The 20,333-nt window shown below is 56.1% G+C and carries 18 protein-coding genes and 1 tRNA gene; all 19 read left to right on the forward strand.

The genetic code is table 11. The features are described 5' to 3' along the window. The coding region (gene tuf / locus AB5Y95_RS02825; protein ID WP_017788708.1) for an elongation factor Tu at window positions 1-1,137 on the forward strand (1,137 nt) is incomplete at its 5' end. Window positions 1,138-1,190: 53 nt separating this feature from the next. Continuing rightward, window positions 1,191-1,267 (forward strand) — tRNA-Trp (locus AB5Y95_RS02830). A 60-nt stretch (window positions 1,268-1,327) separates the two neighbouring features. After that, window positions 1,328-1,699 carry a preprotein translocase subunit SecE gene (gene secE, locus AB5Y95_RS02835; RefSeq protein WP_005306322.1) on the forward strand — a complete coding sequence of 124 codons (372 nt, stop codon included), beginning with the start codon at window positions 1,328-1,330 and terminating at the stop codon, window positions 1,697-1,699. Between the two features lie 9 nt (window positions 1,700-1,708). Then, a complete protein-coding gene (gene nusG / locus AB5Y95_RS02840; RefSeq protein WP_005306318.1) occupies window positions 1,709-2,260 on the forward strand; it encodes a transcription termination/antitermination protein NusG in 552 nt (183 codons plus the stop codon). A 133-nt stretch (window positions 2,261-2,393) separates the two neighbouring features. Then, window positions 2,394-2,822 (forward strand): 50S ribosomal protein L11, encoded by a 429-nt coding sequence (gene rplK / locus AB5Y95_RS02845; RefSeq protein WP_005306313.1) that lies wholly within the window; start codon window positions 2,394-2,396, stop codon window positions 2,820-2,822. 4 nt (window positions 2,823-2,826) lie between these two features. Continuing rightward, entirely contained in the window at window positions 2,827-3,528 is a 702-nt protein-coding gene (gene rplA, locus AB5Y95_RS02850) for a 50S ribosomal protein L1 (protein WP_005306309.1), read from the forward strand. A gap of 256 nt (window positions 3,529-3,784) precedes the next feature. Continuing rightward, window positions 3,785-4,285 (forward strand): 50S ribosomal protein L10, encoded by a 501-nt coding sequence (gene rplJ, locus AB5Y95_RS02855; protein ID WP_005306307.1) that lies wholly within the window; start codon window positions 3,785-3,787, stop codon window positions 4,283-4,285. A gap of 51 nt (window positions 4,286-4,336) precedes the next feature. Further along, the gene (rplL, locus tag AB5Y95_RS02860) at window positions 4,337-4,702 is read left to right on the forward strand and encodes a 50S ribosomal protein L7/L12 (protein ID WP_005306304.1); all 366 of its coding nucleotides are present in this window, start codon (window positions 4,337-4,339) and stop codon (window positions 4,700-4,702) included. A 224-nt stretch (window positions 4,703-4,926) separates the two neighbouring features. Continuing rightward, window positions 4,927-8,955 carry a DNA-directed RNA polymerase subunit beta gene (rpoB, locus tag AB5Y95_RS02865; RefSeq protein ID WP_010635847.1) on the forward strand — a complete coding sequence of 1,343 codons (4,029 nt, stop codon included), beginning with the start codon at window positions 4,927-4,929 and terminating at the stop codon, window positions 8,953-8,955. Between the two features lie 80 nt (window positions 8,956-9,035). Further along, window positions 9,036-13,340, forward strand: a complete 4,305-nt coding sequence (gene rpoC / locus AB5Y95_RS02870) for a DNA-directed RNA polymerase subunit beta' (RefSeq protein WP_005306298.1) — start codon at window positions 9,036-9,038, stop codon at window positions 13,338-13,340. 197 nt (window positions 13,341-13,537) lie between these two features. Then, a complete protein-coding gene (locus tag AB5Y95_RS02875; RefSeq protein ID WP_005306294.1) occupies window positions 13,538-14,254 on the forward strand; it encodes a transcriptional regulator in 717 nt (238 codons plus the stop codon). A 25-nt stretch (window positions 14,255-14,279) separates the two neighbouring features. Further along, window positions 14,280-14,660 (forward strand): RidA family protein, encoded by a 381-nt coding sequence (locus tag AB5Y95_RS02880; protein ID WP_208201547.1) that lies wholly within the window; start codon window positions 14,280-14,282, stop codon window positions 14,658-14,660. A gap of 86 nt (window positions 14,661-14,746) precedes the next feature. Then, complete coding sequence (gene tusD, locus AB5Y95_RS02885) at window positions 14,747-15,139, forward strand: sulfurtransferase complex subunit TusD (RefSeq protein ID WP_017765117.1); 393 nt, start codon at window positions 14,747-14,749, stop codon at window positions 15,137-15,139. Window positions 15,140-15,147: 8 nt separating this feature from the next. Beyond that, window positions 15,148-15,504, forward strand: coding sequence for a sulfurtransferase complex subunit TusC (tusC, locus tag AB5Y95_RS02890; protein ID WP_368159466.1), 357 nt, complete (start codon window positions 15,148-15,150; stop codon window positions 15,502-15,504). 7 nt (window positions 15,505-15,511) lie between these two features. Beyond that, window positions 15,512-15,790 carry a sulfurtransferase complex subunit TusB gene (tusB, locus tag AB5Y95_RS02895; RefSeq protein ID WP_368159467.1) on the forward strand — a complete coding sequence of 93 codons (279 nt, stop codon included), beginning with the start codon at window positions 15,512-15,514 and terminating at the stop codon, window positions 15,788-15,790. Window positions 15,791-15,972: 182 nt separating this feature from the next. Next, window positions 15,973-16,347, forward strand: a complete 375-nt coding sequence (rpsL, locus tag AB5Y95_RS02900) for a 30S ribosomal protein S12 (RefSeq protein WP_005306278.1) — start codon at window positions 15,973-15,975, stop codon at window positions 16,345-16,347. A gap of 93 nt (window positions 16,348-16,440) precedes the next feature. Then, entirely contained in the window at window positions 16,441-16,911 is a 471-nt protein-coding gene (rpsG, locus tag AB5Y95_RS02905; RefSeq protein ID WP_005306266.1) for a 30S ribosomal protein S7, read from the forward strand. A 75-nt stretch (window positions 16,912-16,986) separates the two neighbouring features. After that, entirely contained in the window at window positions 16,987-19,092 is a 2,106-nt protein-coding gene (fusA, locus tag AB5Y95_RS02910) for an elongation factor G (protein ID WP_005306261.1), read from the forward strand. Window positions 19,093-19,146: 54 nt separating this feature from the next. Continuing rightward, window positions 19,147-20,331 (forward strand): elongation factor Tu, encoded by a 1,185-nt coding sequence (gene tuf / locus AB5Y95_RS02915; RefSeq protein ID WP_005306325.1) that lies wholly within the window; start codon window positions 19,147-19,149, stop codon window positions 20,329-20,331. The last annotated feature ends 2 nt before the right edge of the window (window positions 20,332-20,333 follow it).

The raw sequence follows: 20,333 nt of genomic DNA on the forward strand, positions 1-20,333 counted from the left end.
ACCATCGGCCACGTTGACCACGGTAAAACCACCCTGACCGCCGCCATCACCAACGTGCTGGCCAAGCACTTCGGTGGTAAAGCTTTCGCCTTCGACCAGATCGACAAGGCGCCGGAAGAGCGTGAGCGTGGTATCACCATCAACACCTCCCACGTAGAATACGACACCGCTACCCGTCACTACGCCCACGTAGACTGCCCGGGTCACGCCGACTACGTTAAAAACATGATCACCGGTGCTGCCCAGATGGACGGCGCGATCCTGGTAGTAGCAGCGACTGACGGCCCGATGCCGCAGACTCGTGAGCACATCCTGCTGGGTCGTCAGGTAGGCGTTCCGTACATCATCGTGTTCATGAACAAGTGCGACATGGTAGATGACGAAGAGCTGCTGGAACTGGTCGAGATGGAAGTTCGCGAACTGCTGTCCGAGTACGACTTCCCGGGTGATGACCTGCCGGTAGTACGTGGTTCCGCACTGAAAGCGCTGGAAGGCGAAGCTCAGTGGGAAGAGAAGATCCTGGAACTGGCTGGCCACCTGGACACCTACATTCCGGAGCCGGAGCGCGCAATTGACCAGCCGTTCCTGATGCCGATCGAAGACGTATTCTCCATCGCAGGCCGTGGTACCGTAGTAACCGGTCGTGTAGAGCGCGGTATCGTTAAAGTTGGTGAAGAAGTGGAAATCGTTGGTATCAAAGATACCACCAAGACCACTTGTACCGGCGTTGAAATGTTCCGCAAACTGCTGGACGAAGGTCGTGCAGGTGAGAACGTTGGCGCGCTGCTGCGTGGCGTGAAGCGTGAAGACGTAGAGCGTGGTCAGGTACTGGCCAAGCCGGGCACCATCAAGCCGCACACCAAGTTCGAATCTGAAGTGTACGTACTGTCCAAAGAAGAAGGTGGTCGTCACACCCCGTTCTTCAAAGGCTACCGTCCGCAGTTCTACTTCCGTACTACCGACGTGACCGGTACCATCGAACTGCCGGAAGGCGTAGAGATGGTAATGCCGGGCGACAACATCAAGATGGTTGTTACCCTGATTGCGCCGATCGCGATGGACGACGGCCTGCGTTTCGCCATCCGTGAAGGTGGCCGTACCGTAGGTGCTGGTGTTGTAGCTAAAGTTATCGCTTAATCTTTGGCTTACATAAATAAAGCAAAGCCCCTATAATAGGGGCTTTCTTATGCAGGGGCGTAGTTCGAATTGGTAGAACAGCGGTCTCCAAAACCGATGGTTGCGGGTTCGAGTCCTGCCGCCCCTGCCATATACCTCGTCTCGTACGGGGCTTTTGTGTCTTTGGTTACGTCAGATACAGGTGGGTTGTATGAGTGTTAGTTCTGAGAGCCAGGGCGGAAGCAAGGATACCCTGCTTTGGGGCCTGGTTTTCATTATCCTGGCGGCCGCTGTAGTGGGTAATTACCTGCTCAACGATGTTGTCGCTGCCGTCCGCGCCCTGGGTGTGGTCGTTGTCATTGCTGCTGCCGGTGCAGTAGCCCTGCAAACCACCAAGGGAAAGGCAACACTGGCATTTGCCCGTGAGTCTCGCCTGGAAGTACGCAAGGTCGTATGGCCGACCCGTCAGGAAGCCATTCAGACAACCCTGATTGTGCTGGCGGTGACTGCCGTGATGGGGCTGCTGCTGTTCGTACTGGACGGTGCCCTGGTCTGGTTGGTCAACCTGATTACCGGTGTGTAAGGATAAGCCATGACTGAACAACGTGAACAGCGTATGAGATGGTATGTCGTGCAGGCGTTTTCCGGCTATGAAGGCCGTGTCGCCAAATCCCTGCGTGAACATATCAAGATGCATGGCATGGAAGACATGTTCGGTGAAGTGCTGGTCCCGACCGAAGAAGTGGTCGAGATGCGTGCTGGCCAGAAGCGCAAGAGTGAGCGCAAGTTTTTCCCAGGCTACGTCCTGGTTCAGATGATCATGGATGAAACCACATGGCACCTGGTACGCAACGTACCGCGCGTCATGGGCTTCATCGGTGGCACCTCTGATCGTCCTGCTCCTATCTCCGATAAGGAAGCGGATGCCATCCTCAATCGTCTGCAAGATGCCCACGACAAGCCGCGTCCGAAAACCCTGTTTGAACCGGGTGAGATGGTGCGGGTTGCCGATGGTCCGTTCGCCGATTTCAACGGTACCGTTGAAGAGGTGGACTACGAAAAGAGCCGCGTGAAGGTCTCCGTACTGATCTTCGGCCGTTCTACTCCGGTAGAGCTGGATTTTGGTCAGGTCGAAAAAGGCTGATTAAACTCTGTTCGTTAACGGTTGTCAGGGGCAGCGAATGTCATTATAATTCGCTGCCCCTTTATTAGTTGGGGAGCCGTTTGCAGGAGCATGTCTCCGAGGCGTTAGAACCCATTTCTGAGGTATTTTTGTAATGGCTAAGAAAGTCACAGCTTATATCAAGCTGCAAGTTAAGGCTGGCAGTGCTAACCCCAGCCCTCCCGTTGGTCCTGCTCTGGGTCAGCACGGTGTTAACATCATGGAATTCTGTAAAGCGTTCAACGCTCGTACAGAGAAGCTGGAAAAAGGTTCTCCGACTCCGGTCGTGATCACCGTTTACAGCGACCGTTCCTTCACCTTCGAAACCAAGACTCCGCCCGCTTCCTTCCTGCTGAAGAAAGCTGCTGGTATCCAGTCTGGTTCCGCCAAGCCGAACAAAGACAAGGTTGGTAAGGTGACTGTTGCCCAGCTGCAAGAAATCGCCAAGACCAAAGAGCCGGATATGACCGGTGCCGATCTGGATGCAAAAGTACGTTGCATCGCCGGCTCCGCTCGTTCCATGGGCCTGGTAGTGGAGGAGTAAGACAATGGCTAAACTGTCCAAGCGTATGCGCGTTATTCGCGAAAAAGTTGACGGTACCAAAGAGTACTCCATCAACGAAGCCATTGCCCTGCTGAAAGAACTGGCTACCGCCAAGTTCGTTGAAAGCGTTGACGTTGCCGTTAACCTGGGTATCGATGCTCGTAAATCTGACCAGAACGTACGTGGTGCTACTGTACTGCCGCACGGTACCGGTCGTGATGTACGCGTAGCCGTGTTCACCCAAGGTGCCAACGCTGAAGCTGCCAAAGCTGCCGGTGCTGAGCTGGTTGGCATGGATGACCTGGCCGATCTGGTCAAGAAAGGCGAAATGAACTTCGACGTCGTGATCGCATCCCCGGATGCCATGCGCGTTGTTGGTCAACTGGGTCAAATCCTGGGCCCGCGCGGCCTGATGCCGAACCCGAAAGTTGGTACTGTAACCCCGAACGTAGCCGAAGCCGTCAAGAACGCCAAGGCTGGTCAGGTTCGTTACCGTAACGACAAGAACGGTATCATTCACACTACCCTGGGCAAAGTTTCCTTCAACGAAGTTCAGTTGAAAGAGAACTTGGAAGCTCTGCTGGTTGCCTTGAAAAAGGCCAAGCCGTCCTCCGCCAAGGGTCAGTACATCAAGAAGGTAAGCATCTCCACCACTATGGGTGCCGGTGTTGCCGTAGACCAAGCTACTCTGGAAGCTCAGGCCTAATTGATGGATTTTACAAGGCGCAAAATTTAATCTATAATTTTGCGCCTTGATTGGTTGGGGGCTTCGACCTCCGTCCAAGACCGCAGGAGGCTGCTAGGCCTTAATACTTCCTGCGTAGACGGTGCCGGAAACCCAGCGAGAAAGATTCTTTCTCTTCTGGAATCCTGCTACCGCATCGTTCCCCTCTGTTGTAAAGGTAGGGGGGATGTGTCAGTACTGGGTCAATTGACCCGGATTCAATCCAGGAGTTAAGCCAATGGCATTGGGACTCGAAGACAAAAAGGCAATTGTTGCTGAAGTCAACGAAGCTGCCAAAGGCGCTCTTTCTGCAGTGATTGCCGATTCTCGCGGCGTGACTGTAGACAAGATGACCGTCCTGCGTAAAACCGCTCGTGAAGCTGGTGTGTACATGCGCGTTGTGCGTAACACCCTGCTGCGTCGCGCGGTAGAAGGTACCGAATACGAGTGCCTGAACGACGCATTTACCGGTCCTACCTTGATTGCTTTCTCTAACGAACACCCGGGCGCTGCCGCTCGTCTGTTCAAAGAGTTTGCCAAAGCGAACCAAAAGTTCGAGATCAAGGCTGGCGCTTTTAACGGTGAGTTTATCGCCGCAGCACAAATTGATCGTCTGGCCACGCTGCCGACTTACGAAGAAGCAATTGCGAAGCTGATGGCTACCATGAAGGAAGCCTCTGCTGGCAAGCTGGTTCGTACTATCGCTGCTGTTCGCGACCAGAAACAAGCTGCTGCTTGATTCTCGCCTATCTAGGCTGTTTGAGTTTATTCAACATCAGGAATTTTTGTCATGTCTATCACTAAAGACCAAATCATCGAAGCCGTTGCTTCCATGTCCGTAATGGAAGTTGTTGAGCTGATCGAAGCTATGGAAGAGAAGTTCGGTGTTTCTGCCGCTGCTGCCGTAATGGCCGGCCCGGCTGCTGCTGAAGCAGTAGAAGAGAAGACCGAGTTCGACGTAGTTCTGACTGCTGCTGGCGCCAACAAAGTTGCCGTTATCAAAGCCGTTCGTGGCGCTACCGGTCTGGGCCTGAAAGAAGCCAAAGATCTGGTAGAAGCTGCCCCGGCTAACCTGAAGGAAGGCGTGTCCAAGGACGAAGCTGAAGCTCTGAAGAAAGAGCTGGAAGCTGCCGGTGCTTCTGTTGAGATCAAATAATCTGCATTTATGTAGATTAGCCTGATAAAACAGGCTAGGGCTGGTGAATTTTTGTTCACCAGCCTTTTTGCGCTGTAGACTGAGAGCATTTCACACCGTTTACGACTCTCGGTGCACCAGCAATCCGGACTGTTTTCTTTCGTCCGGGCCAACACAAAACGGTGTTGAGACAGAGCTGTCCCGTGGGACAGAGTGGGTCACTTATCAGCGAGCTGAGGAACCCTATGGTTTACTCTTATACCGAAAAAAAACGCATTCGTAAGGACTTCGGTAAGCGAGACCAGGTACTGGACACGCCTTATCTGTTGTCCATTCAGCTGGACTCCTTCAAGCAGTTCATCGAGGCTGACCCGGAAGGTGAATATGGCCTAGAGGCCGCTTTCCGTAGCGTTTTCCCGATCACCAGTTACTCCGGTAGTGCTGAGCTTCAGTATGTCAGCTATCGCCTGGGTGAGCCGGTATTTGACGTAAAAGAATGCCAGATCCGTGGAGTGACCTACTCCGCGCCGCTGCGTGTCAAGCTTCGTATGGTTCTGTACGACCGTGAAGCAGCTGCCGGCACCGTCAAAGACATCAAGGAACAAGAAGTATACATGGGCGAAATTCCGCTCATGACCGAGAACGGCACCTTTGTCATCAATGGTACCGAGCGGGTAATCGTCTCCCAGCTGCACCGCAGCCCGGGCGTCTTCTTCGACCACGATAAAGGCAAAACACATTCATCCGGTAAGGTGCTGTATAACGCTCGCGTTATTCCCTACCGTGGTTCCTGGCTGGACTTCGAGTTCGATGCGAAAGACAACTTGTTTGTCCGTATCGACCGTCGTCGCAAACTGCCGGCATCCATTATTCTGCGTGCCCTGGATTTCAGTTCCGAACAGATTCTGGCCACCTTCTTCGAGACCATCGGTTTCGAAGTCAAAGATGGCAAGCTGATGATGGATCTGGTGCCGGAGCGCCTGCGTGGTGAAACTGCGACCTTTGACATCGTGGCCAATGGCGCCGTGGTGGTAGAGACCGGTCGTCGAGTGACTGCGCGTCACATCCGTCAGTTGGAAAAAGATTCCGTTACCCAGATTGAGGTACCGGTTGAGTATGTTGTTGGCAAAGTTGCTGCCAAGGACTACGCACATCCGCAAACTGGCGAGATGGTAGTGACTGCCAACCAGGCGTTGAGCCTGGAAGCGGTAGCCAACCTCTCCCAAGCCGGCTTCAAGCATTTCGAGGTTCTGTTCACCAACGAACTGGACCACGGTGCCTACATGTCCGAGACCCTGCGTATCGACTCCAGCTCCAGCCGCCTGGAAGCCCTGGTCGAAATCTATCGCATGATGCGTCCGGGTGAGCCGCCGACTCGCGAAGCCGCAGAGCAGCTGTTCGAGAACCTGTTCTTCTCTTCCGAGCGTTACGACCTGTCTACCGTAGGTCGGATGAAGTTCAACCGCCGTCTGGCTCGTGAAGACGAGACCGGCGTGGGCACCCTGACCAAAGACGACATCGTCGATGTGATGAAGCGCCTGATCGACATCCGTAACGGTAACGACGAAGTGGACGATATCGACCACCTGGGTAACCGTCGTATCCGTTCTGTCGGTGAAATGGCCGAGAACCAGTTCCGTGTCGGTCTGGTGCGTGTCGAGCGTGCGGTCAAGGAGCGTCTCTCCCTGGGCGACTTGGACACCCTGATGCCGCAGGATCTGATCAACGCCAAGCCGATCTCCGCCGCAGTCAAAGAGTTCTTTGGTTCCAGCCAGCTGTCCCAGTTCATGGACCAGAACAACCCGCTGTCCGAAGTAACCCACAAGCGCCGTATCTCCGCGCTGGGCCCGGGCGGTTTGACTCGTGAGCGTGCCGGCTTTGAAGTTCGAGACGTACACCCGACCCACTACGGTCGTCTGTGCCCCATCGAGACTCCTGAAGGTCCGAACATCGGTCTGATCAACTCCTTGTCCGTGTATTCTCGTACCAACGAGTACGGTTTCCTCGAGACCCCGTACCGCAAGGTCATTGACGGTGTGATCACCGACGAAGTGGACTATCTGTCTGCTATTGAAGAAGGCAAGTACGTGATCGCACAGGCTAACGCCGCGACCACCGAAGATGGCCGTCTGAAAGATGAATTGATCCCGTGCCGTCACAAAGGTGAATCCACCTTTATGAACGCCGACCAGATCCAGTATATGGACGTGAGCCCGCAACAGATCGTCTCTGTGGCAGCGGCCCTGATCCCGTTCCTGGAACACGATGACGCGAACCGCGCATTGATGGGTTCAAACATGCAACGTCAGGCTGTACCGACTCTGCGCGCCGACAAGCCGCTGGTTGGTACCGGTATGGAACGCGCTGTGGCCGTTGACTCCGGTGTTACCGTAGTGGCCAAGCGTGGCGGCATGATCGACTACGTCGATGCCTCCCGTATCGTTATCAAGGTCAACGAAGATGAGCTGCTGCCTGGCGAAGCCGGCATCGACATCTACAGCCTGACCAAATACACCCGTTCCAACCAGAACACCTGTATCAACCAGCGTCCGTGCGTGATGTTGGGCGAGCCGGTAATGGCGGGCGACGTACTGGCTGACGGTCCGTCCACCGACCTGGGTGAACTGGCGCTGGGTCAGAACCTGCGCGTCGCGTTCATGCCGTGGAACGGTTACAACTTCGAAGACTCGATCCTGGTGAACGAGCGTGTTGTTCAGGAAGACCGCCTGACCACCATTCACATCCAGGAACTGGCCTGTATCTCCCGTGACACCAAGCTGGGTCCGGAAGAGATCACTGCCGACATCCCGAACGTGGGTGAAGCCGCTCTGTCCAAGCTGGACGAGTCCGGTATCGTCTACGTGGGTGCGGAAGTGAAGGGCGGCGACATTCTGGTCGGCAAGGTAACACCGAAAGGTGAAACCCAGCTGACCCCGGAAGAGAAGCTGCTGCGCGCCATCTTCGGTGAGAAAGCGTCCGACGTGAAGGACTCTTCCCTGCGTGTGCCGAACGGTGTGTACGGTACCGTGGTTGACGTGCAGGTCTTTACCCGCGATGGCGTGGAAAAAGACAAGCGCGCCAAAGAAATCGAAGAGATGCAGCTGAAGGAAGCGAAGAAGGACTTGACCGAAGAGTTCAAGATCCTGGAAGACGGCATTTTCGGCCGCTCCCGCAACTTGCTGCTGGCCGCCGGTTACAGCGAAGACCGTCTGAACAAGCTCGATCGCTCCAAATGGTTTGAACTGGCCATCGAAGATGAAGCCAAGCAAATCGAGCTGGAACAGATCGCTGAACAGCACGTTGAGCTGAAGGCCGAGTTCGACAAGAAATTCGAGAACAAGCGTCGCAAGATCATCCAGGGCGATGACCTGGCGCCGGGCGTACTTAAGATCGTCAAGGTCTATCTGGCCGTCAAGCGTCGCATCCAACCGGGTGACAAGATGGCGGGTCGTCACGGTAACAAGGGTGTTATCTCCAAGATCTGTCCGGTCGAGGATATGCCCCATGACGAGTACGGCCGTCCGGTCGACATCGTTCTGAACCCGTTGGGCGTACCGTCCCGTATGAACATCGGTCAGATCCTCGAAGTGCACCTGGGCCTCGCGGCCAAGGGTATCGGCGAGAAGATCGACCGCATGGTCAAGGAACAGCGCGAGCTGCACGAGATGCGTGACTTCCTGCAACAGGTCTATGACCTGGGCGAGAAAGACACCCAGCAAGTGAACGTGGCCGAGCTGTCCGACGACGACGTACGTACCCTGGTCGGTAACCTGCGCAAGGGTCTGCCGGTGGCAACTCCGGTATTTGATGGCGCCAAAGAGCGTGAAATTAAGGCCCTGCTGAAGCTGGCCGACCTGCCGGAATCCGGTCAGATCGCCCTGTTCGACGGTCGTACCGGTAACGCCTTCGAGCGTAAGGTCACCGTGGGTTACATGTACATGCTGAAGCTGAACCACCTGGTAGACGACAAGATGCACGCGCGTTCTACCGGTTCCTACAGCCTGGTTACCCAGCAGCCGCTGGGTGGTAAGGCGCAGTTCGGTGGTCAGCGTTTCGGTGAGATGGAAGTGTGGGCCCTGGAGGCTTACGGTGCGGCATATACCCTGCAGGAGATGCTGACCGTCAAGTCTGACGATGTGAATGGCCGTACCAAGATGTACAAGAACATCGTGGATGGCGACCACCGTATGGAGCCGGGCATGCCCGAATCCTTCAACGTATTGCTGAAGGAAATCCGCTCTCTGGGTATCAACATCGAGCTGGACGAAGAGTAAGAGCTCGCTCTTATTGTTCGAGAATTGACGTGGGCGCCCCGAGAGGGGCGCCGAGGTTAGACTCCTGACAGGGGAAACACGTGAAAGACTTACTCAAGTTTTTGAAGGCTCAGACCAAGACCGAAGAGTTTGACAGTATCAAGATCGGTCTGGCCTCTCCTGACATGATCCGCTCCTGGTCATTCGGTGAGGTCAAAAAGCCTGAGACCATCAACTACCGGACTTTCAAGCCGGAGCGTGATGGTCTGTTCTGCGCCCGTATCTTCGGACCGGTGAAGGACTACGAGTGTCTGTGCGGCAAGTACAAGCGCCTGAAACACCGTGGTGTGATCTGTGAGAAGTGCGGCGTAGAAGTGACCCAGACCAAGGTCCGTCGTGAGCGTATGGGCCACATCGAGCTGGCCAGCCCGACTGCCCACATCTGGTTCCTGAAGTCCCTGCCGTCCCGTATCGGCCTGCTGCTGGACATGACCCTGCGTGACATCGAGCGCGTGCTGTATTTCGAATCCTATGTAGTGATCGAACCCGGCATGACCAACCTCGAGCGCAGCCAGATGCTGTCCGAAGAGCAGTACCTGGACGCACTGGAAGAGTGGGGCGACGAATTCGACGCCAAGATGGGTGCCGAAGCAATCCTGGCATTGCTGCGCGCCATCGATCTGGAAGGCGAAGTGCGCACCATGCGCGAAGAGCTGGATCAGACCAACTCCGAGACCAAGCGCAAGAAGACCACCAAGCGTCTGAAGCTGATGGAAGCCTTCCTGCAGTCCGGCAACAAGCCGGAGTGGATGATCATGACAGTGCTGCCTGTGCTGCCGCCGGACCTGCGTCCGCTGGTACCGCTGGACGGCGGCCGTTTCGCGACCTCCGATCTGAACGATCTGTACCGTCGCGTGATCAACCGTAACAACCGTCTGAAGCGTCTGCTGGATCTGGCTGCACCGGACATCATCGTGCGCAACGAAAAGCGCATGCTGCAAGAGTCCGTGGATGCCCTGCTGGACAACGGTCGTCGTGGCCGTGCCATCACCGGCTCCAACAAGCGCCCGCTGAAATCCCTGGCCGACATGATCAAGGGTAAGCAAGGTCGTTTCCGTCAGAACCTGCTCGGTAAGCGTGTCGACTACTCCGGTCGTTCCGTTATCACCGTAGGTCCGACTCTGCGCCTGCATCAGTGCGGTCTGCCGAAGAAGATGGCGCTGGAACTGTTCAAGCCCTTCATCTATGGCAAGCTGGAAACTCGCGGTCTGGCGACCACCATCAAGGCCGCCAAGAAGATGGTTGAGCGCGAAGAAGCTGTTGTCTGGGACATCCTGGACGAAGTGATCCGCGAACACCCGGTCCTGCTGAACCGTGCACCGACTCTGCACCGTCTGGGTATCCAGGCGTTCGAGCCGACCCTGATCGAAGGCAAGGCCATCCAGCTGCACCCGCTCGTCTGTGCCGCCTATAACGCGGACTTCGACGGTGACCAGATGGCGGTCCACGTACCGCTGACCCTGGAAGCCCAGCTGGAAGCGCGCGCGCTGATGATGTCCACCAACAACATCCTGTCGCCTGCCTCCGGTGAGCCGATCATCGTTCCGTCTCAGGACGTGGTCTTGGGTCTGTACTACATGACCCGTGCCCGTATCGCCGCCAAGGGCGAAGGTATGGTGCTGTCCGGTCCGAAAGAGGCTGAGAAGGTCTACCGTGCCGGCCTGGCCGACCTGCATGCGCGCGTCAAGTGCCGTATCACCGAGTACGTGAAGAACGAAGCCGGTGAACTGGTTGCCAAGACCGAGATGAAGAACACCACCGTTGGTCGTGCGATCCTGAGCCTGATCCTGCCGAAAGGCATGGAATACGCCCTGATCGACGAGCCGAAGGTGCTGACTGCCGCCGAACAGGCTGATCTGGATGCCAACCCGCAGAACTGGATCAAGTGCGTCTCCAACAAGGCGCTGGGCAAGAAGCTGATCTCTCGTCTGCTGAACACCTGCTATCGCAAGCAGGGCCTGAAGGATACCGTCATCTTCGCTGACCAGCTGATGTATACCGGTTTCCACTACGCGGCCCTGTCCGGTGCGTCCGTTGGTATCGATGACATGGTCATCCCGGATGCCAAGAAGGACATCATCGCTTCTGCCGAAGCCGAAGTTGCCGAGATCCAGGACCAGTTCCTGTCCGGTCTGGTGACTGCGGGCGAACGTTACAACAAGGTTATCGATATCTGGGCCAGCGCCAACGAGCGTGTATCCAAGGCCATGATGGAGAACTTGTCCAAAGAGCGTAACGTCAACTCGCTGGGTGAAGAAGAAGAGCAGGCCTCGTTCAACAGCATCTTCATGATGGCCGACTCCGGTGCGCGGGGTTCCGCAGCCCAGATTCGTCAGCTGGCCGGTATGCGTGGCCTGATGGCCAAGCCGGATGGCTCCATCATCGAGACGCCGATCGTGGCGAACTTCCGCGAAGGTCTGAACGTACTGCAGTACTTCATCTCCACTCACGGTGCTCGTAAGGGTCTGGCGGATACCGCACTGAAGACTGCGAACTCTGGTTACCTGACTCGTCGTCTGGTAGACGTGGCACAGGACATGGTGATCACCGAGGACGATTGCGGCACTACCGAAGGTCTGTGGATGACTCCGCTGATCGAGGGTGGCGACGTGGTCGAGCCGCTGCGTGAGCGCGTGCTGGGCCGTGTGGTTGCCGATGACGTGATCAAGCCGGGTACTGAAGACGAAGTGCTGGTAGCACGCAACACCCTGCTCGACGAGCAGCTGTGTGACCTGCTGGAGCGCAACTCCGTCGACCGCGTGAAGGTACGTTCTGCCATCACCTGTGAGACCGACTTCGGTAACTGTGCTCACTGCTACGGCCGTGATCTGGCCCGTGGTCACCTGGTTAACAAGGGTGAGGCTGTCGGTGTTATCGCCGCCCAGTCCATCGGTGAACCGGGTACCCAGCTGACGATGCGTACCTTCCACATCGGTGGTGCCGCATCCCGTGCCGCTGCCGAGAGCAGCATCCAGGTCAAGAACACCGGTAGCATCAAGCTGCAGAACGCCAAGTTCGTTCACAACAGCGACGACAAACTGGTTATCACCTCTCGTTCTACCGAACTGACCATCATGGACGAGATGGGCCGTACCAAGGAAAGCCACAAGCTGCCTTACGGTGCCGTGCTGGAAGTGAAGGATGGCCAGGCCGTGAGCGCCGGTGAAACCGTCGCCAACTGGGATCCGCACACTCACCCGATCATCACCGAAGTGGCGGGTCGCCTGCACTTCGAACACATGATCGACGGCGTGACCATTACTCGTCAGACCGACGAGCTGACCGGTCTCTCCTCCATCGTCGTGCTGGACGTCAACGAGCGTCCGAGCGCCGGTAAAGAGATGCGTCCGACCGTGAAACTGGTCGACCTGAACGGCAAGGACGTGATGATCCCGGGTACCGATGTAGCTGCCCAGTACTTCCTGCCGGGCAAGGCGATCGTGAACCTGGAAGATGGTGCCAACGTGGGCGTGGGTGACGCGGTAGCGCGTATCCCGCAAGAGTCCGGCGGTACCAAGGACATCACCGGTGGTCTGCCGCGCGTTGCGGATCTGTTCGAAGCACGTCAACCGAAAGAGCCGGCCATCCTGGCCGAGATCTCCGGTACCATCTCCTTCGGGAAAGAGACCAAGGGCAAACGCCGTCTGGTCATCACCCCGACCGATGGTGGCGACGTCTACGAGGAGATGATTCCGAAGTGGCGTAACCTGAACGTGTTCGAAGGTGAAAAAGTTGAGAAGGGTGAAGTGCTGGCGGACGGTCCTGAGTCTGCTCACGACATCCTGCGTCTGCGCGGTATCAGCCCGGTCGCCAACTACATCGCCAACGAAGTGCAGGACGTTTACCGTCTGCAAGGCGTTAAGATCAACGACAAGCACATCGAAGTCATCGTTCGTCAGATGCTGCGCAAGTGCGAGATCCTGACTGCTGGCGACACCGACCTGATCGAAGGCGAACAGGTTGAAGTGGCTCGCGTGAAGATTGCCAACCGTAAGCTGGTTGCTGAGGGCAAGACCCCGGCCACCTACCGTCACATCCTGATGGGTATTACCAAGGCATCTCTGAGCACCGAGTCCTTCATCTCCGCGGCTTCCTTCCAGGAAACCACCCGCGTTCTGACCGAAGCTGCCGTTGGCGGCAAGCGCGACGAACTGCGTGGCCTGAAAGAGAACGTGATCGTGGGTCGTCTGATCCCGGCTGGTACCGGCTTTGCCTACCACCACAGCCGGATCAACCAGCGTGCCGCAGCCGCTCGTGCCGTTGCCGCACCGCAGGTGACTGCCGATGAAGCTCAGCAAAACCTGGCGGATCTGCTCAACGCAGCCGGCAGCTTTGACGAAGAGTAATCTTCTGCTGCAGTGATTGAAAAAGGGCCCCTTTATGGGGCCCTTTTTATTGGCTGTTTTCTCGGCAAAGCCTGATGCCACGTGGATATTCGGATGATCCAGAGCAAGGTTGCGGAGTAAAAAATCAAAAAAAGTTGACATTGAACCCTCGCAACTGAAAACTCGGGAAAGTTGAATGGGTATTACAGGGGTAGAACATGACTGTCGGTATCGAGGAAGTGATGCTTCCCGAAGAGCAACTGATCGGTCGCACTTTTACAGACGAAGACAGGGAATTGTTGCGCTCATACGATGGGCTTATCGACGGCTTGGCTGAGCTGTTCGGCAAGCACTGTGAAGTGGTGCTCCACTCCCTGGAAAATCTGCACGAGTCCGTGATCAAGATTGCCAACGGGTTCAATACGGGACGTAATGAGGGGGCCCCCATTACCGATCTCGCGCTGCGTATGCTCAAGGACATAGAGAATACCGGCCAGGATTACACCCAGAGCTATTTTGCTCGCAGCCGCACCGGCGCCCTGATGAAGTCGAGCACCATCGCCATCAGGAACAGTGACAAGCAGGTGATCGGCCTTATCTGTATCAACCTGCACATCAATGCGCCTTTTCACGAGTTTGTCGCCGAATTCTTCCCGACGCCGCAACAAGTCGAGCGTCAGTCGCCGGAGACCTTTGCCAACAGTGTGGAAGAGCTGGTTGCCCAGACGGTGGACAATACCATCGACGAAATCAACCGCGATCCGACCGTCGCCAACAATGCCAAAAACAGGTTTATCGTGACCCAGTTGTTCGAGAAGGGCATATTTGATATCAAGGACTCGATCAACCTGGTCGCCGACAAACTGAATATTTCCAAACACACCGTTTATCTGTACATCCGACAGCGCAAGCAGGGTGAAGACGAAAACGAATAAGCGCCATAGAAGGGGATAGACAAGAATGGCTAAAGAAGTTATTGCAACCGACAAGGCTCCTGCCGCAATTGGTCCATATGTTCAGGCCACCAAACTGGGCGAGCTGGTCTTCACCTCCGGGCAGATCCCGCTCGATCCGGCCACCATGGAGATCGTGGCTGGCGGCATCGAGGCTCAGGCCGAGCAGGTTATGATGAACCTGGTTGCAGTATTGAAGGCAGCGGGTGCCGACACCAGCAAGGTGCTGAAGACCACCTGTTTCCTCAGCGACATGAACAACTTTGTTGCCTTCAACCAGGTTTATGCCCGTTACTTCGGTGAATCGGCCCCGGCTCGCTCCTGCGTGGAAGTGGCGCGCCTGCCCAAGGACGTGCTGGTTGAAGTCGAAGCCATCGCTTACGTCTGATCCAAGGCGGTACGAAGAGCCCCTCCCAGGAGGGGCTTTTTCGTATTTGGCGTAGAATGGGCTGATACATGCGCAGGAGTCCGGATATGAGTCTCAATTTCGCCTTGCTGGTGACAGGGCCGGCCTATGGTACCCAGTCGGCCAGTACGGCCTATCGCTTTGCCCTGAGCGTCATCGAACAGGGTCATCGACTGTCTCACCTGTTTTTCTATCAGGATGGGGTCTGCAACGGCAACGGTCTGCATGCTCCCGCCTCTGATGAGAGCAACCTGGTCGCCCTGTGGCGCGAGCTCGCCATCCAGCAGGGGATCCGTATCGACGTGTGCGTGGCGGCGGCCATGCGTCGTGGCGTGCTGGATGAGCAGGAAGCCAAGGGGATGGGCAGAGCGCAGTTCAATCTGGAAGCGCCCTTTTGCCTGAGCGGGTTGGGTCAGCTGGCGGAAGCCAGCCTGACCGCCGATCGCTTTGTCCAGTTCTAGGGGGAAGCATGCACAAGATTGCGTTCATTTGCCGGCGCGGGCCTCATGGTACTGCGGCTGGCCGGGAAGGTCTCGACGCCCTGCTGGCAACGTCTGCCATGACGGAGTCGCTGGCGCTGTTTCTCATTGAGGACGGCGTGCTGCAACTGCTCAAGGACCAGCAGCCACAGGCCATCTTGCAGCGTCATTATGCACCGACCTTCAAGATGCTCGAGCTGTACGACATCGAGGAGGTCTATGTGTGTACCGACTCGCTGGCGGAACGGGGGCTGACCCCCGAGGATCTGCTGATCCCGGTGACCGGTCTCTCCCGATCCGACATTCGTTGCCAGTGGGGCGACTGCAGCACCCACATCTGTTTTTGAGGTAGTCATGATACAGCTGATATTGACGTCTCCGTTCCAGAGCCAGGAGCTGGAGCAGGCACTGGCCTATCGCCAGCCGGACGATGTGTTGGTGCTGATGCAGGACGCCGTCGTCGCGGCAACTGCCCCGTTGTGGAGAGAGCGGCTGACAGGTGTGCCGCTCTACGTGATGCGGGAGGACCTGCAGGCGAGGGGGTTGCAGTCACGGATCGGGATGGATCTGGAGATGGCCGACTTGGTCGCGCTGATCGCCGAAAAAGGCTCGCCGCAGACCTGGGGTGGCTAGAAACTGTTTTTATAAATAATTTCAGTGACTTACCGTGCTTTTACACACATTCTGCCGTGCCTTTCCCGACACGGATTGTATAAATCTTGACTCCCTTGACAACTGGGCATAAAATTTCGCGTCCCCGTATCTGCGGGGAGGATTTTTCACATGTTTATGAAGTCATTATCAGGAGCCTTTTGATGGCAACTATTAACCAGTTGGTTCGCAAGCCACGCATCAAGCTCGTTGTGAAAAGCAACGTGCCGGCGCTGGAAGCGTGCCCTCAGAAGCGTGGCGTGTGCACTCGTGTATACACCACCACCCCGAAGAAGCCTAACTCTGCACTGCGTAAAGTGTGCCGTGTACGTCTGACCAACGGCTTCGAAGTCACCTCCTACATCGGCGGTGAAGGTCACAACCTGCAAGAGCACTCTGTTGTTCTGATCCGTGGCGGTCGTGTAAAAGACTTGCCAGGTGTTCGTTACCACACCGTTCGTGGTGCGTTGGACTGTGCCGGTGTTAAAGACCGTAAGCAGGCTCGCTCCAAGTACGGCGTGAAGCGTCCGAAAGCTTAATGGTTCTCCGTTAAGTAAGGCCAAACGTTAATTCGTTTCTAGTTAGATAACTTTCTAGTTTTGGGTAACCCCTGAAGTTACGGAGAATTTGAAATGCCAAGACGTCGTGTTGTTGGTCAGCGTAAAATCCTGCCGGATCCCAAGTTCGGATCAGAGCTGCTGGCTAAATTCGTCAACGTAGTAATGGTTGACGGTAAGAAATCTGTTTCCGAAGCCATCGTATATGGCGCGCTGGACATCATTGCCACCAAGACTGGCAAAGAGCACCTGGCCGTATTCGAAGAAGCCCTGGACAACATTCGTCCGGCCGTCGAGGTTAAATCTCGTCGTGTCGGTGGTGCAACCTATCAGGTACCGGTAGAAGTTCGTCCGGTTCGTCGCAATGCCCTGGCAATGCGCTGGTTGGTTGATGCCGCTCGTAAACGTGGTGAAAAATCAATGGCTCAGCGTTTGGCTGGCGAGCTGCTGGATGCCGCTGACAATAAGGGTTCGTCTGTCAAGAAACGTGAAGACGTTCACCGTATGGCTGAAGCGAACAAGGCCTTCGCTCACTTCCGCTGGTAATCCGCTTGCGCAGGGTCTTTTGGCTCTGCGCACCTTCAATTATCTGGGGACAAGTGCCCTAGTAAGAGGATGACAATGGCTCGTACAACCCCCATTGAGCGTTATCGTAATATCGGTATCTCCGCTCACATCGACGCCGGTAAGACTACTACTACCGAGCGCGTTCTGTTTTACACCGGTGTAAGTCACAAGATCGGTGAAGTTCACGATGGCGCTGCCACCATGGACTGGATGGAACAGGAACAAGAGCGTGGTATCACCATCACCTCCGCCGCGACCACCGCTTTCTGGTCCGGTATGGGTAAACAGTTCCAACCGCACCGTATCAACATCATTGATACCCCGGGCCACGTTGACTTTACTATCGAAGTAGAGCGCTCCATGCGTGTTCTGGATGGCGCCGTGATGGTGTACTGTGCCGTAGGTGGCGTACAGCCCCAGTCTGAAACCGTATGGCGTCAGGCTAACAAGTACAAGGTTCCCCGTATCGCGTTCGTCAACAAGATGGACCGTACCGGTGCCAACTTCCTGCGCTGCGTTGAGCACATCAAGACCCGTCTGAAAGGTAACCCGGTTCCGCTGCAACTGAACATCGGTTCAGAAGAGAACTTCAAGGGCGTTATCGACCTGGTCAAGATGAAAGCCATCAACTGGAGCGAAGCTGACCAAGGCGTTTCCTTCGATTACGAAGACGTGCCGGCCGAGCTGCTGGAACAGGCGCAAGAAATGCGCATGAACCTGGTTGAAGCCGCTGCTGAAGCGTCTGAAGACCTGATGGAAAAATACCTGGGTGGTGAAGAACTGACCGAGGAAGAGATCAAGAAAGCTCTTCGTCAGCGCGTTCTGAACAACGAAATCATCCTGGTTACCTGTGGCTCCGCGTTCAAGAACAAGGGCGTACAGGCCATGCTGGATGCCGTGATCGAGTATCTGCCGGCGCCGACCGACGTTGCTGCGATCGATGGTCTGAAGCTGGATGGCGAGACCAAAGACGAGCGTCACGCTTCCGATGACGAGCCGTTCTCTGCTCTGGCGTTCAAGATTGCTACCGACCCGTTCGTGGGCAACCTGACCTTCTTCCGCGTTTACTCCGGTGTGGTTAACTCCGGTGACTCCGTGCTGAACTCCGTTAAAGAGAAGCGCGAGCGTTTTGGCCGTATCGTTCAGATGCACGCCAACAAGCGTGAAGAGATCAAAGAAGTTCGCGCAGGCGACATCGCTGCTGCCATCGGCCTGAAGGACGTCACCACCGGTGATACTCTGTGTGACGAGAATGCACCGATCATCCTGGAGCGTATGGAATTCCCGGAGCCGGTAATCTCCATCGCCGTTGAGCCGAAATCCAAGGCCGACCAGGAGAAGATGGGTCTGGCACTGGGCCGTCTGGCTCAGGAAGATCCGTCCTTCCGCGTATGGACCGACGAAGAGTCTGGCCAAACCATCATCGCCGGTATGGGTGAGCTGCACCTGGACATCATCGTTGACCGTATGCGTCGCGAGTTCAAGGTAGAAGCGAACGTAGGTAAGCCGCAGGTTGCCTACCGTGAAACCATTCGTAACACCGTCAAGGATATCGAAGGTAAGCACGCCAAGCAGTCCGGTGGTCGTGGTCAGTACGGTCACGTCGTTATCGACATGTACCCGCTGGAAGAAGGCAAAGCCTACGAGTTCGTCAACGACATCAAGGGTGGCGTCATTCCGGGCGAATTCATCCCGGGTGTTGACAAGGGTATCCGCGAGCAGCTGAAGTCCGGCCCGCTGGCAGGCTATCCGGTAATGGATCTGGGCGTGCGTCTGCACTTCGGTTCTTACCACGATGTCGACTCTTCCGAACTGGCGTTCAAGATCGCTGCTTCTCTGGCGTTCAAGGCTGGCTTCATGAAGGCCAACCCGGTACTGCTCGAGCCGATCATGAAGGTCGAAGTCGAGACTCCGGAAGACTACATGGGCGACGTTATCGGTGACCTGAACCGTCGTCGCGGCCTGATCGAAGGCATGGAAGATGGCCCGTCCGGCAAGATCGTACGTGCTCTGGTGCCGCTGGCCGAAATGTTCGGTTACGCCACCTCCCTGCGTTCTGCTACTCAGGGTCGTGCTTCCTACGCCATGGAATTCGCCAAGTATCACGATGCCCCGACTAACGTCGCCCAGGCCGTGATCGAAGAGCGCAAATCCAAGTAATTTAAGATTCCCCGCCTACGACGGTAGGCGGGTTTAACCTAGAAGGACTACGTCGTGTCTAAAGAAAAATTTGAGCGTAATAAACCGCACGTAAACGTCGGCACCATCGGCCACGTTGACCACGGTAAAACCACCCTGACCGCCGCCATCACCAACGTGCTGGCCAAGCACTTCGGTGGTAAAGCTTTCGCCTTCGACCAGATCGACAAGGCGCCGGAAGAGCGTGAGCGTGGTATCACCATCAACACCTCCCACGTAGAATACGACACCGCTACCCGTCACTACGCCCACGTAGACTGCCCGGGTCACGCCGACTACGTTAAAAACATGATCACCGGTGCTGCCCAGATGGACGGCGCGATCCTGGTAGTAGCAGCGACTGACGGCCCGATGCCGCAGACTCGTGAGCACATCCTGCTGGGTCGTCAGGTAGGCGTTCCGTACATCATCGTGTTCATGAACAAGTGCGACATGGTAGATGACGAAGAGCTGCTGGAACTGGTCGAGATGGAAGTTCGCGAACTGCTGTCCGAGTACGACTTCCCGGGTGATGACCTGCCGGTAGTACGTGGTTCCGCACTGAAAGCGCTGGAAGGCGAAGCTCAGTGGGAAGAGAAGATCCTGGAACTGGCTGGCCACCTGGACACCTACATTCCGGAGCCGGAGCGCGCAATTGACCAGCCGTTCCTGATGCCGATCGAAGACGTATTCTCCATCGCAGGCCGTGGTACCGTAGTAACCGGTCGTGTAGAGCGCGGTATCGTTAAAGTTGGTGAAGAAGTGGAAATCGTTGGTATCAAAGATACCACCAAGACCACTTGTACCGGCGTTGAAATGTTCCGCAAACTGCTGGACGAAGGTCGTGCAGGTGAGAACGTTGGCGCGCTGCTGCGTGGCGTGAAGCGTGAAGACGTAGAGCGTGGTCAGGTACTGGCCAAGCCGGGCACCATCAAGCCGCACACCAAGTTCGAATCTGAAGTGTACGTACTGTCCAAAGAAGAAGGTGGTCGTCACACCCCGTTCTTCAAAGGCTACCGTCCGCAGTTCTACTTCCGTACTACCGACGTGACCGGTACCATCGAACTGCCGGAAGGCGTAGAGATGGTAATGCCGGGCGACAACATCAAGATGGTTGTTACCCTGATTGCGCCGATCGCGATGGACGACGGCCTGCGTTTCGCCATCCGTGAAGGTGGCCGTACCGTAGGTGCTGGTGTTGTAGCTAAAGTTATCGCTTAATC

The sequence above is a fragment of the Aeromonas sp. R5-3 genome (genome assembly GCF_040908225.1).
In the GTDB taxonomy this organism is placed as follows: domain Bacteria; phylum Pseudomonadota; class Gammaproteobacteria; order Enterobacterales; family Aeromonadaceae; genus Aeromonas; species Aeromonas dhakensis.